We start from the raw sequence: 14,879 nt of genomic DNA, 5'->3' as shown, positions 1-14,879 counted from the left end.
AGGGCTAATATTGGCCTAAAATACGGAGTTGTAATTCCACCTATATGTTAACCCTCATCATTATAGTGCTTGTCGCTGTTGCTGTTTCTTTTCTGTGCAGTGTGTTCGAAGCTGTTCTGTTATCGGTTACCCCAAGTTATATCGCATCACTCGAACAAACTGACAGTGCCGCAGCCGCGCGCTTGCGTAGATTGAAAGAGAATGTCGAAGCCCCTTTGGTGTCAATCCTTACCCTAAATACTATCGCTCATACCGTCGGTGCCGCCGTTGCAGGTGCGCAAGCGGCTAAAGTATTTGGTGACGATATGTTAGGTGTTTTCTCGGGCGTATTAACCTTTATTATCCTGTTTTTCTCAGAAATCATTCCTAAATCATTGGGTGCAAACCATTGGCGTCGCCTCGCACCAAGTGTTTCTGTTGCCGTGCTGTGGATGAAGCGTACCACTAAACCGCTGATCTGGATGTCACAGCAAGTCACTCGCCTAATGGGCAAAGGTGATGAAGGCCACTACATACGCCAAGAGATGAGTGCTATGGCCAAAATTGGTCATGAATCCGGTGAGCTTGATGAGCAAGAGTCAAAAATTTTGACGCAAATGCTGAAAGTGCGAGATATGCCAGTCACGGCGATCATGACGCCGCGCACTGTGATGTTTTCTTTGCCCATAGATCTCACCCAAAATGAGTTTGTGCGCCAATACCGCGACAAGCCTTTTACCCGAATTCCAGTTTACGACCAAGATCATGATGATGTGATTGGTTACATTACCCGCACCGATGTATTGCTAGCAGAGCGTTACACGCCAGAAGCACCGATTGGTGAACTTAAACGAAGTTTATTTGTGGTGCCTGAAACCGCAAAAATACTGCCACTTTTTGAGCGTATGATTAAACGTAACACCCAAATTGCGATGGTGGTCGACGAGTACGGCAGTAGCCAAGGTATCGTAACTCAAGAAGATATCATCGAATCTATGTTAGGATTAGAGATTGTCGATCTAAACGACCCCGCGACCGATATGCAGCAATTGGCACGTAAACTTTGGACTAAGCGCATGAAGCAAAAAGGCATTCGCCTATCCGATGACGGTGATTTTGAAGCCGCATCCGATGATGACGAAGCCAAATCCGGCTGAAGGCTAACCAAGTTTAGTGCTTGTTAATATAAAGGGAGCCTAGCTCCCTTTATTCTTTTAGAATGCGGATAACTCAGAGCCCTCTGAAACTCGCATTTTCAGGTTGCTTGGGTATATACTCACCCGCCGTAATAGAGGTAAGTTATGACACAGAGCTACACACTCTCACTCGCGCACATTAATGACACCCATTCGAATTTTGAACCCTGCCGCGTCCAATTTAGCCTTAACATAGGCCAGCATAAGCTAGATGTGACCAGCCATAGCGGTGGTTATGCCCGCATCGGCCATCACATCACAAAAGCGCGTCACACCGCTGCACAAACCAATACGCCTTTTATTTTCCTGCATGGTGGTGACAGCTTCCAGGGCACGCTGTATTTCAGCCATTTTAAAGGTAAGGCCAACGCCCACTTACTCAATCTGTTGGCACCTGATGCTATGGTCATTGGCAACCACGATATCGATGAAGGTAACGCCAGACTTGCCGAGTTTGCCAAGCAAATTGATTTCCCATTGCTTGCGGGCAATATGGATTTAAGCCAAGAAGATCTTAACAAACCCGGTTGTCTGCGAGGTTTGCCTAATATCTTGGATTATGATCATGAGCAACAACGCGCGAAATACCTACTTAAGCCCTTCCACGATAAGACCTTAGCCATTGTCGGTATTACCTTAGATCAGATGAAAGAGATCGCTCGTCCCGATCCAGATACCCATTTTGTCGATGCTATCGCCACTACTGCGCGCACGGTTGAGTACCTTAAAAATCAAGGTATTAAGCATATTATCGTGCTCAGTCACTTAGGCTTAGATCAGGATAAACGCCTCGCGGCCGAAGTCGATGGTATTAGCCTTATCGTCGGCGGTCACACGCATACGCTACAGGGGGATTTTCGCGCCTTAGGTTTGAGCAACCTGCCCTACGGTGAAGTCATCAATAACACGCCCATAGTGCATGCGGGTAAGTATGCCGAAGTCGTCGGCTTAGCCGAGGTAGTATTTGACGCTGAAGGTAAAATGCTGAGCTTAACAGGCGGCAACTACTTCATGCTAGATCAACACTTTATCTTAAGTGCTAACACGGCCGTCGATAACCAAGATTACCAAGCTGTGCGCCAGCAGCTTAATCAGCATCCGAATATCTTTTGGGATGATGCCGATGCCGATATCGATGGCGTGATCCGAGATATCTACAAACCGGCTATCGCAGAGATGGAAAACAAAGTGTTAGCACTGGTGCCGAAGAACTTAGTCCATACCCGCTTACCCTCTAAAGCCCTGCCCCACGGCAGTGAAATAGCACCTTGGGTGAGTCGCAGCATGTTCCAAGAAGCCAAACTGGTCGACCCAAGAGTGAACTTTGCTCTGCATAATGCTGGCGGTGTGCGCCAATCGGTGGCCCAAGGACAATTGACACTAGCCGATGTGATGGGGCAATTACTCCCCTTCGAATTACCATTAGTTAAGTATGAAATTCAAGGTCAATTCCTCTATCAAGCGCTCGAATCGGCGATTAACGCGGCGACCAACAACAGCGTCCGTGGCACAGGCGCGGGCAGCTTCCCTTACACCTACGGCCTACGGTATTACTACGATGGGCGACGCCCACTGGGTGAGCGTTTATTCAGACTAGAGATGATGCAGCAAGACAGCCAATCACTATGGTATCCCGTTGAATCTGAGTCACTTTACGTAGGAGTTTCAACATCTTACACCGCTGCAGGTAAAGAAGGTTATTCTCCATTGCTGCAAGCCCGCTGGCAGGAGTCGATGGAGTCACTGACTTTGCCACAGGCCTTTATTCGATTCTTGAATCGCTCACCGAATCTGTCTGATTTATTGTCACAGCATGTGCATTACACCAGCCACAGCCAACGTATAGGTTAGGCGCTATGCTCCTCATGGCGTAAGCATTAATGCTGTGAGGAGCAAAGTAAGCGGCTACTTACAAAGCGCTAAACAAACCTGAGCTTAAAATTGCCAATCACATTGCGGTAAACGCGCAGTAAACCAATCCTGCGCCTTGCCTTCAGCATATTTACGCCATGCCATAAACACAGCTTGCGTTGGGCGCGGCATTTCCACATGACAAGCCACTAGGCTTCCCGCCGCCAACGTATCTAAGATCAAGTGCTTTGGAATGTAACCCACGCCTAATCCCAATTGCTGCGCCTTAATTTTGGTCTGCATGTTCGGCACACGGATCACTTGGCGACTATCAAATAAACCACTTGATCGCTGTGCTAGGGCAGTCGAACTGTCTGCCACCACAATAGAAGGAAATTGCAGCAATGCCTCGGTCGGAATTGGACCTGCATGTTGCGCCAATGGGTGCGCGGGATTTAAAGCAAATACAAACTCCAACTCCCCAATTTCAACCACATGATATTGGCCTTTGGGCAACTCCCCTGTTACGCCGATAGCGATATCGGCACGGCCAGAATAGAGCGCATCCCAACCACCACCTAAGGACTCTTCGCTGATATTCACAGTCACTTGCTTACCCAGCTCAGTAAACTCACCAATCAACTGCAGCAGAGGTAAATCCGGCACCACTGTATCTATAGCTAAGGTCAATGAAGACTCCCAGCCTGTCTCGAGTTGACGCACCGCCTCTTCGAGCCTTGATGTTGCCGCAAGGATTTCTCGGCCTTGGCGCAGTACAAGTTGACCGACTAAGGTCAGCTCGGCGCGCTGGCCCTTACGTTCAAATAATTTTGTGCCTAAATCGCTTTCCAGTTTCTGCACTGTGTAGGTCAGTGCCGACGGCACCCGAAACAAGGACTCAGCAGCAGCGGAAAAACTGCCTTTTTTATCAATGGCATCGAGAACGATTAATCCATCGAGACTAATAGATGGCAACATATAAACCTTATATTCAAATTATTTGAAATGGACATTGAAAATGTTCCGATTTTCTTTGCCAAAGGTCAAGTCTACACTGCTTAGCAATGGAGAAGTTCTGCGGAACTGCAGCCAAACTGACTTAAGACTGAGTGAACAATACACTTAACTATTCGTTAAATAATTTGAAATGAGGAATATCCCATGAAAGCACTGATCACAAAAACACTGAAATCAGCCCCGAGTTTTGCCCCACTGGCACTGCGCATTCCTATCGGGATCATCTTAATCGCCCATGGTTCACAAAAACTGTTTGGCTGGTTTGGCGGTTACGGCTTAGAAGGCACCGGACAATGGATGGCATCCATAGGTTTGACGCCAGGTTACTTAATGGCATTGATGGCAGGTTCAAGTGAATTCTTCGGCGGCCTATTCCTATTACTCGGCCTGCAGACTCGCCCAACGGCCCTCGTCTTGTCATTCACTATGGTTGTGGCGATTTTCTCGGTACATATAGGCAACGGTCTGTTCCTTGCCAATAACGGTTACGAATTTGGTCTCGCCCTATTAGCAGCCACAGTCTCATTGACGGTATCAGGTGCTGGCAAATTCGCTGTCGATAACGTATTCGCTAACCGCATCAAATAAAGGGGAAAGCAAGATGATCACATTAAGAAAAGCACAAGATCGCGGTCAAGCAGACTTAGGCTGGCTAAAGAGTCAACATACCTTCTCTTTCTCTAGCTACTATGACCCAGAGCACATGGGGATATCATCCCTAAGAGTCATCAACGATGACAGAGTGGCACCCGGCGCAGGTTTTGATACCCATGGTCATAAAGACATGGAGATCATCAGTTACGTGATATCCGGCACTATCGCCCACAAGGATAGCTTCGGCAATATCAAAACCTTACCCGCAGGTGAGTTTCAATTGATGTCCGCAGGTAAAGGCATTTACCACAGCGAGTTTAATGCCTCTAAAACCGAGCCACTGCACTTTTTACAGATTTGGATCCGCCCAGATACTTTAGGCATAGATGCGGGCTATCAGCAAAAAGCATTTGAGCAAAGCTCACCACTGACGGCTGTAGTGACACCAAACGGTGAAAATGGCACGCTCAAAGTGCAACAAGATGCGACCCTATATCGTTTAGTGTTGAGTGAAGGTGAAAAAGTAACGATGAGTAGAAACGCCGCTCAAGCAAATCGTCATCTGTATGTTCAATTGATTGAAGGTACGTTGGATATCAATGGCACAACACTCACGGCTGGGGATGGCGCACATCTGACACAACTCGCAAGTGTCGACTTTACTGCAACAAGCGGCCCAGTTACCGCATTAGTGTTCGATTTATCGCCTAATGCGTAATACAAGTGATTTAACAAAGCGATTCAGTAATTCAGCTTCACTATTTATTAGTTATTAGCAAACTACCAAGCAAACGATTGAGTAAGTGATTAGATGCCAGCTTGATAAGCACTCACCAAGAAGCACTGCCACAAGTCATCTTTGGCAGTGTTTTTTATTGGCGCTTCTATGGCGATGTTATAAAGCAGTGCTAACGGCTTCGTTTAGCTACCAGAACAGCCCTTGATAAGCTGAGTTAGAGGGCGAGCGTCATGCTGAAGTTAACCAACACTTGAGCTTGGCCCTGTGCTTTATCCGTCGCATTCAAAAAACGCTTATGTTCATTACGACGAATACTGCGAAATCCCTGTTTCTCAAAAAAAGGCCGCGCGAGATAGGATGCTTCAACCGTTAATCGTTTCAGCGCTAAGATTTTAACTTCTTCAAACAACGCAAAATACAAAGAGGTAGCCACCCCAGAACGGGCATATTCTGGATGAACAAACAAACATTCCACTTCAGCAGCGGCTTCAACATCGCTGTCGGTGCCTATCTTAAGATTGATAAAACCCACCAGCATATTATCGGTTTCGGCAACCCAAATAGTGGTTCCCTGTAAGCGTTCAAGCCAATAGTTCTCACTGCGGATCTCACCTTCGATATAAGCCCAAGCAGAGCGCTCGGCAAACGAGTAAAACTCGCCAGAGCCTTGCATTACACTCGCCTCAAAGATTGCCGCCAACTGCGAGACATCCGATGGCGTAAATAGTCGAATCTTCATTCTCTGCCCTCCATCTTGAATCATTAATTGACTTAGATTAACCGAATTCTAATTTAAGCTAAACAGTGCTTATTTAGTTTAATAGTGTCACTAAACGGCGTTAAGCTAATGTTTTACTGTGGAATACCTTACATCACTTTCTAGCTGAAACCATAGTAAACGCGCGTTAAATATTCTTTCCTATATTCTTTTCCATATAGAAACCGGGGATCACTTGCCCAAGTTTTTGCTGATAACTGCGCTGTATTTGAATAAATCCCATCCGAGTAAACAACCCTTTAGAGAGATAAGATGCGTCCAAGCTCAAGCGCACATAGCCTTGTGCCTTAGCCCAAGCTTCTAAAACAAGATAAGCGCGCTCACCTAATCCCTGACCTTGATAATCTGGATGTATATATAAGCTATCTAAGTAACCTTGGCGGGGGAAATGGGTTTCGACATTGATAAAACCGCAACAAACTGAAGAAGCTGTCGCTTCATCTATGGCTAAAACCACCCACGCCTTCGAGCGACATAACCGTAAATCCCAATGTTTAGCCGATCTTGGCGCCGCAGACCAAGCCATAAGCTGCGCCTGCGCATAACGAACATGGGTAATGCTGTGCACGCAAAGGTGAAATAACTCACTCACTTCACGTGCATAACATGACTGATAAGGCTGGATCTCGAACTGTTCAAACGCCATAACTTGAGTGATCCCCTGCTGAGTAATAACGGCTAGAAAAATAGCCGCTATTTTGCCGCCTTTGTCCCCATCGAGATAGTCACAAACTCAGATTTAGCGGCATTGAACGCTAAAAACAAAAACGGCCTCGAAAGTATCGAAGCCGTTGAATTAAAGAGGCGCACAGGTTAGCGCACTCGATACTGCTGACTATTTCTTATCGATTTGGCCAACAAATAACAGTTTATCAAAGGTGCGGTTCAAGGTTTTGCTGGTGAATTCGTTCATCCACATTTGCTCAACCACAGCCACTTTATCGCCTTTGCTCACTTCAGTTTGAGGACCCGCGGCCCAAAAAGTGGTATCAGCTTCTTTAATCTGTACGTAGGTGTAACCACCACCGTTCATCGTATCAACAACAGTACCTTCGTGGGTGACACCCTGAGCCCAAGCACTTGACATGCCTAACGCTAAAGTCGCTACTGCCGCTAATTTTACCCATTTTGCCATCATGCCTGCGTTCCTTTTGTTTTGCTAATATGCTGCATTAAAGCACGCTAAAAACAATAAATCGCTAATCTCTATCACGAAATACAACACTTATCGCAAAAGCAGTATTTTTCTTAAAAGAAGGGAACTCATTTCAACAGCGGTTTTAGCATGCCTTCTAAGCCATTAAGTTTGATTTCGTACATTAGCGCTAATTGCTCACCAAGTTTCCCTTGAGGAAAACCTTGCTTATGGAACCATACCAGATAAGGTTCGGGTAATTCGAGCAACTTACGTCCAGCGTACTTACCAAAGGGCATTTTTTGATTAACAGCATCAATAAGGAGTTGCTGATCCATAGGTTGTTATCTCATGCAGAACGTCACGATAATCCTACGGATGCTACAACATAAGCGAACGAATGTCGCCGTTAACTACGCAAAAGTAACTATATACCCAAGGGCAAAAATACGCGCTAGCTAACACCTAAAAGGCATTCTCACACGAATATTAAGCGATAATTTTTAACAGATTAGGCCCTAAGTTAGCGCAGGGAGCATACTGAAAACCATATTCACTACATAAGCGCTCATGCTCACCATGGGCGGTCATACTGACACAAGTTCCCGCACTCGCATGGTCATCAACAAAGGCCATCACCCGCTCAAGTATTATCTTTGCTAGCCCGTAGGATTGGTATTCGGGTAAGACAATAAAATCTTCAATCATCAAATGCCCGGGCTTGTTGCCATAAACACACGCCGTTGCCAATAGATTAGACTTAGCGGCCCCAGCGCCTGCATGTTCCAATTCAGTCTTGTCACTTAATCGAATAGAGACCCAGAACAATGCCTGTACATCCGCAAGTTCAACGCCAATAGAAGGGAGGCCAACTGTGGCCCGCAGATTAAGTAGTTCATGAAATAACGGTGCAGTTTCAACGAGTTCAAACTTAATAGGCATAATAGTTTTGATATCCATTTGGCATCCCTTCTCCATGGTTGAAATTTCAAGCGATTTAGACGTAAGTCTATAGAGATGATAAAGCCAGCATTTGGCAGTTTGATGACAAGTGCCTCACCAAACAAGACCACTTTCGACTGAGAAGCTGATAATTTACTCAGATCAGCCAATAACATTTAGAAATATAAAATTAACATTTGTGCCAAGAAAGAAATAAAAAACTACACCCTAAGTCCTATGCACAGTTACCGATCACCACAAACAACCCTTTTAACTGACGGATAACAGATAAAACAATGTAAAACCAATAAGATAAAAAACATTTTTATAAATCCCTCGTCTCATCTTTTTTGTCAAATTAACGGCATATGACCAGATACTGACAGAAAAACGCCTACGACAATTTAATTTAAAAGCGTCAAAAATCAGCCAATTGACCGAGATTAACATTAGGTTTACTTTCGATTTCGGACATCAATGCGGATAGCTCCAAACTCATCAACTCGCTGCACAAGGGTCATCAAAAGAATTAAGGAATGCGTCATGATAGTCTTAATCGGTGGAGAAAAAGGCGGCAGCGGTAAAAGTTGCTTGGCCCAAAATATAGCTGTATTTCTAACCACAGAATGTAGCGCCTCGGTCATTATGGTGGACTGCGATCCCCAGCGCACTACCTCTGATTGGATCCATGCAAGAAACAACAATCCGCAACTTGCCAGCATCAATTGCGTGCAGCTTTACGGTAAGATCCGTAATGACTTACTCAGTCTTGAGCAACACTATGATGTAGTCATAGTCGACTGCGGTGGGCAAGATAACCTAGCGCTACGAGCAACCATGTCTGTCGCCTCTTACATTTTAATGCCCTTAAGACCTAAGCGCCGCGATTTAAAAACCGTATGTCATATGGACGATATCGTCGCGACGTGTAAGATGATTAATCCCAAGTTACGGGCTTCTTTTGTGATCACCCAATGTCCAAGTCTACCCAATCAAGCTAACCGAATTTTGGAGGCCAAAGAAGTCAGTAAAACCTATGATATCCATGTCCTTGACGCGATAACTTACTGTCGCAATGTTTATGATGACAGTGAAGAATCAGGATTATCGGTAATTGAAATCGAGCCCATAGGAAAAGCAGCCGAAGAAATTCGCACTATCGCCTGCGAACTATTCCAAGTCGATTGTGCTACCAGCTTAGCCAATCTCCTACATCCCGCGATACACGCTCAGGGGGTAAGTCAAATGCATCATCATTTGACCCATCAAACTCAATCCACTCACACGACTACTCAACAAAGGGGGCAAAATGGGACTCAGCGATCTCAAGAAAAACGCTATGTCATCTAGCAGCCTACAGCACTCGCTTTCGTTAGATGAGTTTATTGAAGCGGCAAACTTGTACGCAATGGGACAAAGTCTGAATAAGATAAAAAGTAATCTAGATCATAAAGCAGATGCAACTGTCACAAAAACCACAGATATAACTGACATGGCGCGGAGCCATTCCAATGTGTTGAGCTTGCACAAACAAAGCCTAGAAACAGACGTATTATTCCCGGCAAAAGTAGAAACTTAAACACACTATCGCAAAGCAACATTTTCCCTCAGTGAAGCGGCTATAACCCATCTTGCTACACTGGCAGAAGAAAGCACTATATCCAAATCAAAGCTGCTCCGACTCTTGATTGAACAACACTTCGATCTACCTATTGCTTTGAGGCAATTACGAGAACAACAACGCCAAAACCGTTAACGATTCGCACTACTCCCACCCTTTTCCGGTAACTTAGCTAAGATCGAGTTACCGGCTTTTTGCTCAAAAAGTAAAAAACACAATAAAAATCATCATAAAATCGCGGCATAAGTTCTGATCCCACCTATCCTTAAATATACATAATGCTGAATTAATGATATTAACTCAGAGTCAACGCGTAACATTAAGGTGTTATTTTTGTTAAACCAGATCAGATTTATTTTTCTTTGTTTAACCGCAGCGATAATGATGCCCTGTTACGCAGAATTTTCATTGGCACAAATCCCGCCGCTAACAAACAAAACCCCCATCACTTTGGTCGCTGAAAAAGGATTTTGGACCGACTATTTAACCCAAGAAATGTTACCTAAATTCACCGCTAAAACCGGCGTAAAAGTGCAGGTGGTCAGTACTGAATTAGAGGATATGTTTAACTTACAGACCCAGAATTTACTTCAAGGTTCAGGCAAATACGATTTACTCACAATGGAAGCGGGCTGGGCTAAAGAATGGGCTGCCAATGGTTATACAGTGCCCTTAATTGAACTCGCTAAACTGTACGATCCCGATGGCGAAAAGGCCATGGAGAAATACCTAGAACCCTATTACCCATCGCTACTTAACATCTTGTCCTATCAAGGTGAAATCCATGCTATTCCCTATAACAATTATGTTATGGGAAATCATTATCGAGCAGATCTCTTTGATAATAAAACTGAAAAAGCTCAGTTTCTGCGTCAGTTTGGCTATCCACTCGCACCAGCAAAAACCTTAACAGAGTTACGAGATCAAGCTCAGTTCTTCACTCGTAAAGCAGGCACTATATTGGCGGATAAAATACTGACTCATGACTTTTACGGTCTAGCGCTAATGTCGGGTGATAAGCCCCATATTAACGATGAATTCTCTAGCATGATTTGGAGCTTAGGTGGCACTTGGATGCAGCCCGTCTATAACAACCAGAAACAGATCTCCCATTTTGAAGTGCCTACCATCAACCATGAAGCCATTCAAGCGGCCAAGCAATATCGCGAATTAATGCCCTATGCCGTTCCCGCTAACGAGCAGTTTGCTTTCAATGAAGCAGCTAATGCTATTGCGACAGGTCAAGCGGCAATGTGGCCTTTTGCCTACAATAATCTGTGGTATAAATCCTTTAAAGTTGAACAGAACATTCTCGGCGCGCGTCTAGCCGTAAGCCAAGTGCCTGGCGGTTATCCCTACAATGGCGCTTATGCCTTTGCCGTTAGCTACGACAGCAAAAACCCTCAAGCTGCCTATTGGCTGCTCAAATATATGGGCACCTATGAGGCACAACATGCCTATGCTATGGGTGGTGGTAACCCCTGTCGTATGGATGTAGTAACAGCCCCAGAATTTAAAGATGAATCTTTAAGAGGCATAGCAGGCTCATTTGAGGCAAGCCACATAGCCAATATGTTTTGGTCTACTAAGGTCTTATCCTTTGGGCATTTCACCAGTACTGCCATGGGACAAATTTACCCTGAACTCAGCCACGCCTGTTTTAGCGCAAGCCGCAGACCCGCTAACAGTGAAGATATTTTCATTAAATTAAGTGCAGAGATAAAACACCTCCAAAATACCTATGGAGAGGAACCTGCTATTGACAAAGAAAATAATGCCAAGCACTAAACCACTGAAAAGTTTGAAACAAAAAATAACCTCAGCCTTCTATATCATAGTGGGCATGGCGCTATTTAATGGTGTAGTCGCCATACTACTGTCACAGCAACTCAAATCAGAAATTGAACACTTAGTCGGGGTAGATGTGGTAAAAGTCACCACTGCGCTGCAACTGGCAAAAAACAGTGAAAAGCTACAAATCATTACTGCACGCTTGAATCATTATCATAGTGAAAAACAAAGAATTAGCCTATTAGGCGAACTTTCTGCACAATGGGAATTACTCATCAATGACTCACGACTACTGGCCTCAATAGAAACTTCTACTGTCAATAAGCAAGAATTAAATCACGCCTTAGATACTCAACTGTATTACTTACAACAACTGCCATTACTCAACACGTTAACCGATACCGCCTTACAAGCCAATTCACAGGCAGCCAATATTCAAGCCAACTTAACGTCAATGGCGTCGGGATTTAGCGATGAAATGCAAACCCAATTTCAGCGTATCAATACGGACTCTGAACGTCAGCTTAAGCTGAAAAACGTTGACCAGATTGCTTTAAATATCAATACCAATTATAAGCTATCTTTATTTAGTCATCTAGGAGAACACTTATTTACCCAGTTAACTCAAGTGAATATCATCGACAATCTGGTTGAACTAAACCAAACCCAAAGAGATGCTATGCGGCTGCTGTTAAGCATGGAGGCTATGCTTGATAGTATCGGTGGCGATAAAGACTTATATTTTAATTTGTTATCACAAATAAAACAGACCATGGTCGGTGAAGACAACCTCTTTGAACTTTCTCGCAAAGCAATTAGAAGCACTCATATCGCCAATGCGCATTTAGAATACCAAGCTGATGCCGCACAAATCGTTGCGACCTATACGCAGGATCTCGTTAACCAAGTTGAAAATGAAATTCAGCAAACAGGCCGCGAACTTAAAAACGATAGCACCGCATTTATCGTATTGATTTTCTGCAGTGGCATCTTATATTGCTTCTTCATCTGGCTCACCAGTTGGCACTTTATCACTAAGGGCATTATTAAACCTGTGATGGCGACGCGAGATGCTATGAACGCTATCGCCAATGAAAAGCTCGACACCCACATGCCGGTCACTGACAACCTAGAACTGCAGCAAATGGTGAACTCTTTAGAAACACTAAAAAGCTATGCGGCCCAGGTTAAAGGAATGGCGGAAACCGACGGACTAACGGGCTGCTACAACCGCCGTTATTTAGACATACAACTCCAAAAAGAACTCGAGTATGCAAGGGATCACAATATGCCCCTTGGCATCATTCTGTTTGATATTGATAATTTTAAACAATTTAACGACAGGTATGGTCATGTCGCAGGCGATCAATGTCTTAAGAAAATCGTTAATGCCACAAAATCGATCTTGAAACAACCCACTTACATGCTTGCCCGCTATGGCGGAGAGGAGTTCATGATAGTACTGCCATCGAGCAATCTCGAGGAGGCATATCATTTTGCTGAAGTATTACGCAATAAAATCATCAACTTAAGAATACCACATGAAGACTCCCCCCATGACGGCATACTGACCATCAGCGCTGGTATTACTTGCTGGGAGCGATCACAACCTATGGATACGAATAGCTTAATTAATCAAGCTGATGAGGCTCTCTATCACGCCAAACTAACAGGTCGCAATCGTACAGAGACACGACTAAACCAACCAGTTCGCTATTCCTAACCATAAAATGCGGCGACTGTTCAGTTTCTTTTTTCACCAGAGGATTGAGTTACGCTGACTTCACCCCCATTAGCTAATACTAAGTTAATCAGGATAAAGTCAGGGAAGTATGCTCGCTATTGTTATCACGCTTATCCTAGGAATTGGCGCAATTACCTGGCTACTGTCGAGTCGTTGGCGCAAGACCTTACATCGTCGACGAGTCACGATGAAACCTTTTCCAAAAGAATGGCGCAGCATTCTCAAAAAAAGACTGCCTTACTTCCATGCTCTACCCGCAGATCTACAACTGCAACTCAAACGGCATATCCAAATTTTCATCGATGAAAAAGTCTTTATCGGCTGCGATAATTTTGAGATTACGGATGAAGTAAGAGTCACAATCGCGGCCCAAGCCTGTCTACTGCTACTCAATCGTAAAACCGACTTTTACCCCAAACTGAAACAGATTTTGGTCTATCCCGATGCCTTTATCGTCAATAATCAACATAAAGACACTAGCGGTATCGTGTGGGAACAACGCAATGTGCTGGCAGGGGAATCATGGGAATACGGTAAAGTTGTGCTCTCATGGAGAAATACTTTAGACGGCGCCGCCGATCCCCATGATGGTAATAATGTCGTAATCCATGAGTTTGCCCATCAGCTCGATCAAGAAGATGGCCAAGCCAATGGCGCACCCATTCTGCAGCATTTTGCCGACTACAGCACTTGGTCTGAAGTGCTAAGTAGGGAATTTACCCAATTACAACACAGTGCAAATTTTGGCACGCCCTCATTATTTAATTATTATGGTGCAACTAATCCCGCTGAGTTTTTTGCCGTCATCACCGAAGTCTTTTTTGAGAAACCAGAGGATTTTTACCAACAACACCCAGACTTGTATCGGGAACTGAGCCGCTTTTATCAACTCGATCCGATAAACTGGCATTAACCCATAAATGTAGAGGCACGCAAATGCTCAAAGACACTCATGTATTCTCAGTTAAAGGTTCCAATATTAATCGCGCTACCTTGGGGTTACTGCTCAGCGCGTTAATGCTTGGCGGCCTTAATGTAAGCGTACAGGCACAGGACTCGCCAACACAAAGCGCTCAAACGACTTCGAATCCTGATCAACAAGCGGCGGCTCACGTATTAGATTTACTCAACCAATATTCAAGCGATGCCAATTGGGATAAATACTTTGCCCTGTACCGAAAAGACGGCATTTTTATTGGCACGGATGCGAGTGAGCGCTGGGGAATGGCGGAATTTGAACGTTACTCCCGCCCCACAAAAGGTTGGCGCTATGATTTAACTGAGCGGCATTTAATCCAACACGGTAATGTCATATTGTTTGACGAGTTATTAAATAGTCCAGCCTATGGCGTCAGTCGAGGAACAGGCACTTTAATCAAAACCAATGGCAACTGGGAAATAGCGCAATACCATTTAAGCTTTCCTATTCCTAATGAGGTAGCCAAGCAAATAACTGCCGAGATTAAAGCCGCAAACAAACAATAGCGCAGCA

At 44.6% G+C, this 14,879-nt stretch carries 15 protein-coding genes and 1 pseudogene; 10 read left to right on the top strand and 6 right to left on the bottom strand.

Features of this window, described 5'->3' with window-relative positions; translation table 11 throughout:
* The first annotated feature begins 44 nt into the window (after positions 1-44).
* Together AAA952_RS14060 and AAA952_RS14055 are read left to right on the top strand one after the other, a co-directional pair.
* Positions 45-1,136 carry a CNNM domain-containing protein gene (locus AAA952_RS14060; RefSeq protein ID WP_028761257.1) on the top strand — a complete coding sequence of 364 codons (1,092 nt, stop codon included), beginning with the start codon at positions 45-47 and terminating at the stop codon, positions 1,134-1,136.
* A 144-nt stretch (positions 1,137-1,280) separates the two neighbouring features.
* Positions 1,281-3,026 (top strand): bifunctional metallophosphatase/5'-nucleotidase, encoded by a 1,746-nt coding sequence (locus AAA952_RS14055; protein ID WP_338257881.1) that lies wholly within the window; start codon positions 1,281-1,283, stop codon positions 3,024-3,026.
* Positions 3,027-3,110: 84 nt separating this feature from the next.
* Here the strand turns inward: AAA952_RS14055 and AAA952_RS14050 are convergent, their stop codons facing one another.
* On the bottom strand, positions 3,111-4,004 hold the full coding sequence (locus tag AAA952_RS14050; RefSeq protein WP_338257879.1) for a LysR substrate-binding domain-containing protein: 894 nt from the start codon (positions 4,002-4,004) through the stop codon (positions 3,111-3,113).
* A gap of 183 nt (positions 4,005-4,187) precedes the next feature.
* Here AAA952_RS14050 and AAA952_RS14045 point away from each other — a divergent pair, with 183 nt between their 5' ends.
* A complete protein-coding gene (locus tag AAA952_RS14045) occupies positions 4,188-4,631 on the top strand; it encodes a DoxX family protein (RefSeq protein ID WP_338257877.1) in 444 nt (147 codons plus the stop codon).
* A gap of 13 nt (positions 4,632-4,644) precedes the next feature.
* Positions 4,645-5,355 (top strand): pirin family protein, encoded by a 711-nt coding sequence (locus AAA952_RS14040; RefSeq protein ID WP_263201364.1) that lies wholly within the window; start codon positions 4,645-4,647, stop codon positions 5,353-5,355.
* A gap of 235 nt (positions 5,356-5,590) precedes the next feature.
* Here the strand turns inward: AAA952_RS14040 and AAA952_RS14035 are convergent, their stop codons facing one another.
* The 5 genes from AAA952_RS14035 to AAA952_RS14015 form a co-directional block, all read right to left on the bottom strand.
* The gene (locus AAA952_RS14035; protein ID WP_028761262.1) at positions 5,591-6,115 is read right to left on the bottom strand and encodes a GNAT family N-acetyltransferase; all 525 of its coding nucleotides are present in this window, start codon (positions 6,113-6,115) and stop codon (positions 5,591-5,593) included.
* A gap of 166 nt (positions 6,116-6,281) precedes the next feature.
* Entirely contained in the window at positions 6,282-6,800 is a 519-nt protein-coding gene (locus AAA952_RS14030) for a GNAT family N-acetyltransferase (protein WP_049821770.1), read from the bottom strand.
* A 189-nt stretch (positions 6,801-6,989) separates the two neighbouring features.
* Positions 6,990-7,292 (bottom strand): hypothetical protein, encoded by a 303-nt coding sequence (locus AAA952_RS14025; protein WP_006082493.1) that lies wholly within the window; start codon positions 7,290-7,292, stop codon positions 6,990-6,992.
* 125 nt (positions 7,293-7,417) lie between these two features.
* A complete protein-coding gene (locus AAA952_RS14020) occupies positions 7,418-7,627 on the bottom strand; it encodes a DUF3820 family protein (RefSeq protein WP_006082494.1) in 210 nt (69 codons plus the stop codon).
* A 151-nt stretch (positions 7,628-7,778) separates the two neighbouring features.
* A complete protein-coding gene (locus AAA952_RS14015; protein ID WP_105251887.1) occupies positions 7,779-8,249 on the bottom strand; it encodes a GNAT family N-acetyltransferase in 471 nt (156 codons plus the stop codon).
* A gap of 525 nt (positions 8,250-8,774) precedes the next feature.
* Between AAA952_RS14015 and AAA952_RS14010 the strand changes: the two genes are divergently transcribed.
* The 6 genes and pseudogenes from AAA952_RS14010 (at position 8,775) to AAA952_RS13985 (ending at position 14,872) form a co-directional block, all read left to right on the top strand.
* Complete coding sequence (locus tag AAA952_RS14010) at positions 8,775-9,581, top strand: division plane positioning ATPase MipZ (protein ID WP_338257868.1); 807 nt, start codon at positions 8,775-8,777, stop codon at positions 9,579-9,581.
* Positions 9,541-9,987: pseudogene (locus AAA952_RS14005) on the top strand (CopG family transcriptional regulator). Before AAA952_RS14010 ends, AAA952_RS14005 begins: the two are co-directional and overlap by 41 nt.
* 249 nt (positions 9,988-10,236) lie before the next feature.
* Positions 10,237-11,640: an ABC transporter substrate-binding protein gene (locus tag AAA952_RS14000; RefSeq protein WP_338257907.1), complete on the top strand. Its 1,404-nt coding sequence runs from the start codon at positions 10,237-10,239 to the stop codon at positions 11,638-11,640.
* Positions 11,627-13,366, top strand: a complete 1,740-nt coding sequence (locus AAA952_RS13995; protein WP_338257906.1) for a GGDEF domain-containing protein — start codon at positions 11,627-11,629, stop codon at positions 13,364-13,366. The genes AAA952_RS14000 and AAA952_RS13995 overlap by 14 nt, the downstream gene beginning before the upstream one ends.
* Positions 13,367-13,475: 109 nt before the next feature.
* Entirely contained in the window at positions 13,476-14,300 is an 825-nt protein-coding gene (locus AAA952_RS13990; protein ID WP_028761268.1) for a M90 family metallopeptidase, read from the top strand.
* A gap of 23 nt (positions 14,301-14,323) precedes the next feature.
* A complete protein-coding gene (locus tag AAA952_RS13985; protein ID WP_338257865.1) occupies positions 14,324-14,872 on the top strand; it encodes a nuclear transport factor 2 family protein in 549 nt (182 codons plus the stop codon).
* The last annotated feature ends 7 nt before the right edge of the window (positions 14,873-14,879 follow it).

This window comes from Shewanella sp. M-Br (genome assembly GCF_036245925.1).
In the GTDB taxonomy this organism is placed as follows: Bacteria; Pseudomonadota; Gammaproteobacteria; order Enterobacterales; family Shewanellaceae; genus Shewanella; species Shewanella oncorhynchi.
This window is presented reverse-complemented; position numbering and strand designations above follow the sequence as displayed.

What these genes read in the sequence shown, in the direction of transcription:
- AAA952_RS14010 (WP_338257868.1), top strand. Translation starts at nt 8,775, where the DNA reads ATGATAGTCTTAATCGGTGGAGAAAAAGGCGGCAGCGGTAAAAGTTGC.
- AAA952_RS13990 (WP_028761268.1), top strand. Translation starts at nt 13,476, where the DNA reads ATGCTCGCTATTGTTATCACGCTTATCCTAGGAATTGGCGCAATTACC.
- AAA952_RS13985 (WP_338257865.1), top strand. Translation starts at nt 14,324, where the DNA reads ATGCTCAAAGACACTCATGTATTCTCAGTTAAAGGTTCCAATATTAAT.
- AAA952_RS14060 (WP_028761257.1), top strand. Translation starts at nt 45, where the DNA reads ATGTTAACCCTCATCATTATAGTGCTTGTCGCTGTTGCTGTTTCTTTT.
- AAA952_RS14050 (WP_338257879.1), bottom strand. Translation starts at nt 4,004, where the DNA reads ATGTTGCCATCTATTAGTCTCGATGGATTAATCGTTCTCGATGCCATT.
- AAA952_RS14015 (WP_105251887.1), bottom strand. Translation starts at nt 8,249, where the DNA reads ATGGATATCAAAACTATTATGCCTATTAAGTTTGAACTCGTTGAAACT.
- AAA952_RS14045 (WP_338257877.1), top strand. Translation starts at nt 4,188, where the DNA reads ATGAAAGCACTGATCACAAAAACACTGAAATCAGCCCCGAGTTTTGCC.
- AAA952_RS14030 (WP_049821770.1), bottom strand. Translation starts at nt 6,800, where the DNA reads ATGGCGTTTGAACAGTTCGAGATCCAGCCTTATCAGTCATGTTATGCA.
- AAA952_RS14000 (WP_338257907.1), top strand. Translation starts at nt 10,237, where the DNA reads ATGCCCTGTTACGCAGAATTTTCATTGGCACAAATCCCGCCGCTAACA.
- AAA952_RS14055 (WP_338257881.1), top strand. Translation starts at nt 1,281, where the DNA reads ATGACACAGAGCTACACACTCTCACTCGCGCACATTAATGACACCCAT.
- AAA952_RS13995 (WP_338257906.1), top strand. Translation starts at nt 11,627, where the DNA reads ATGCCAAGCACTAAACCACTGAAAAGTTTGAAACAAAAAATAACCTCA.
- AAA952_RS14025 (WP_006082493.1), bottom strand. Translation starts at nt 7,292, where the DNA reads ATGATGGCAAAATGGGTAAAATTAGCGGCAGTAGCGACTTTAGCGTTA.
- AAA952_RS14020 (WP_006082494.1), bottom strand. Translation starts at nt 7,627, where the DNA reads ATGGATCAGCAACTCCTTATTGATGCTGTTAATCAAAAAATGCCCTTT.
- AAA952_RS14035 (WP_028761262.1), bottom strand. Translation starts at nt 6,115, where the DNA reads ATGAAGATTCGACTATTTACGCCATCGGATGTCTCGCAGTTGGCGGCA.
- AAA952_RS14040 (WP_263201364.1), top strand. Translation starts at nt 4,645, where the DNA reads ATGATCACATTAAGAAAAGCACAAGATCGCGGTCAAGCAGACTTAGGC.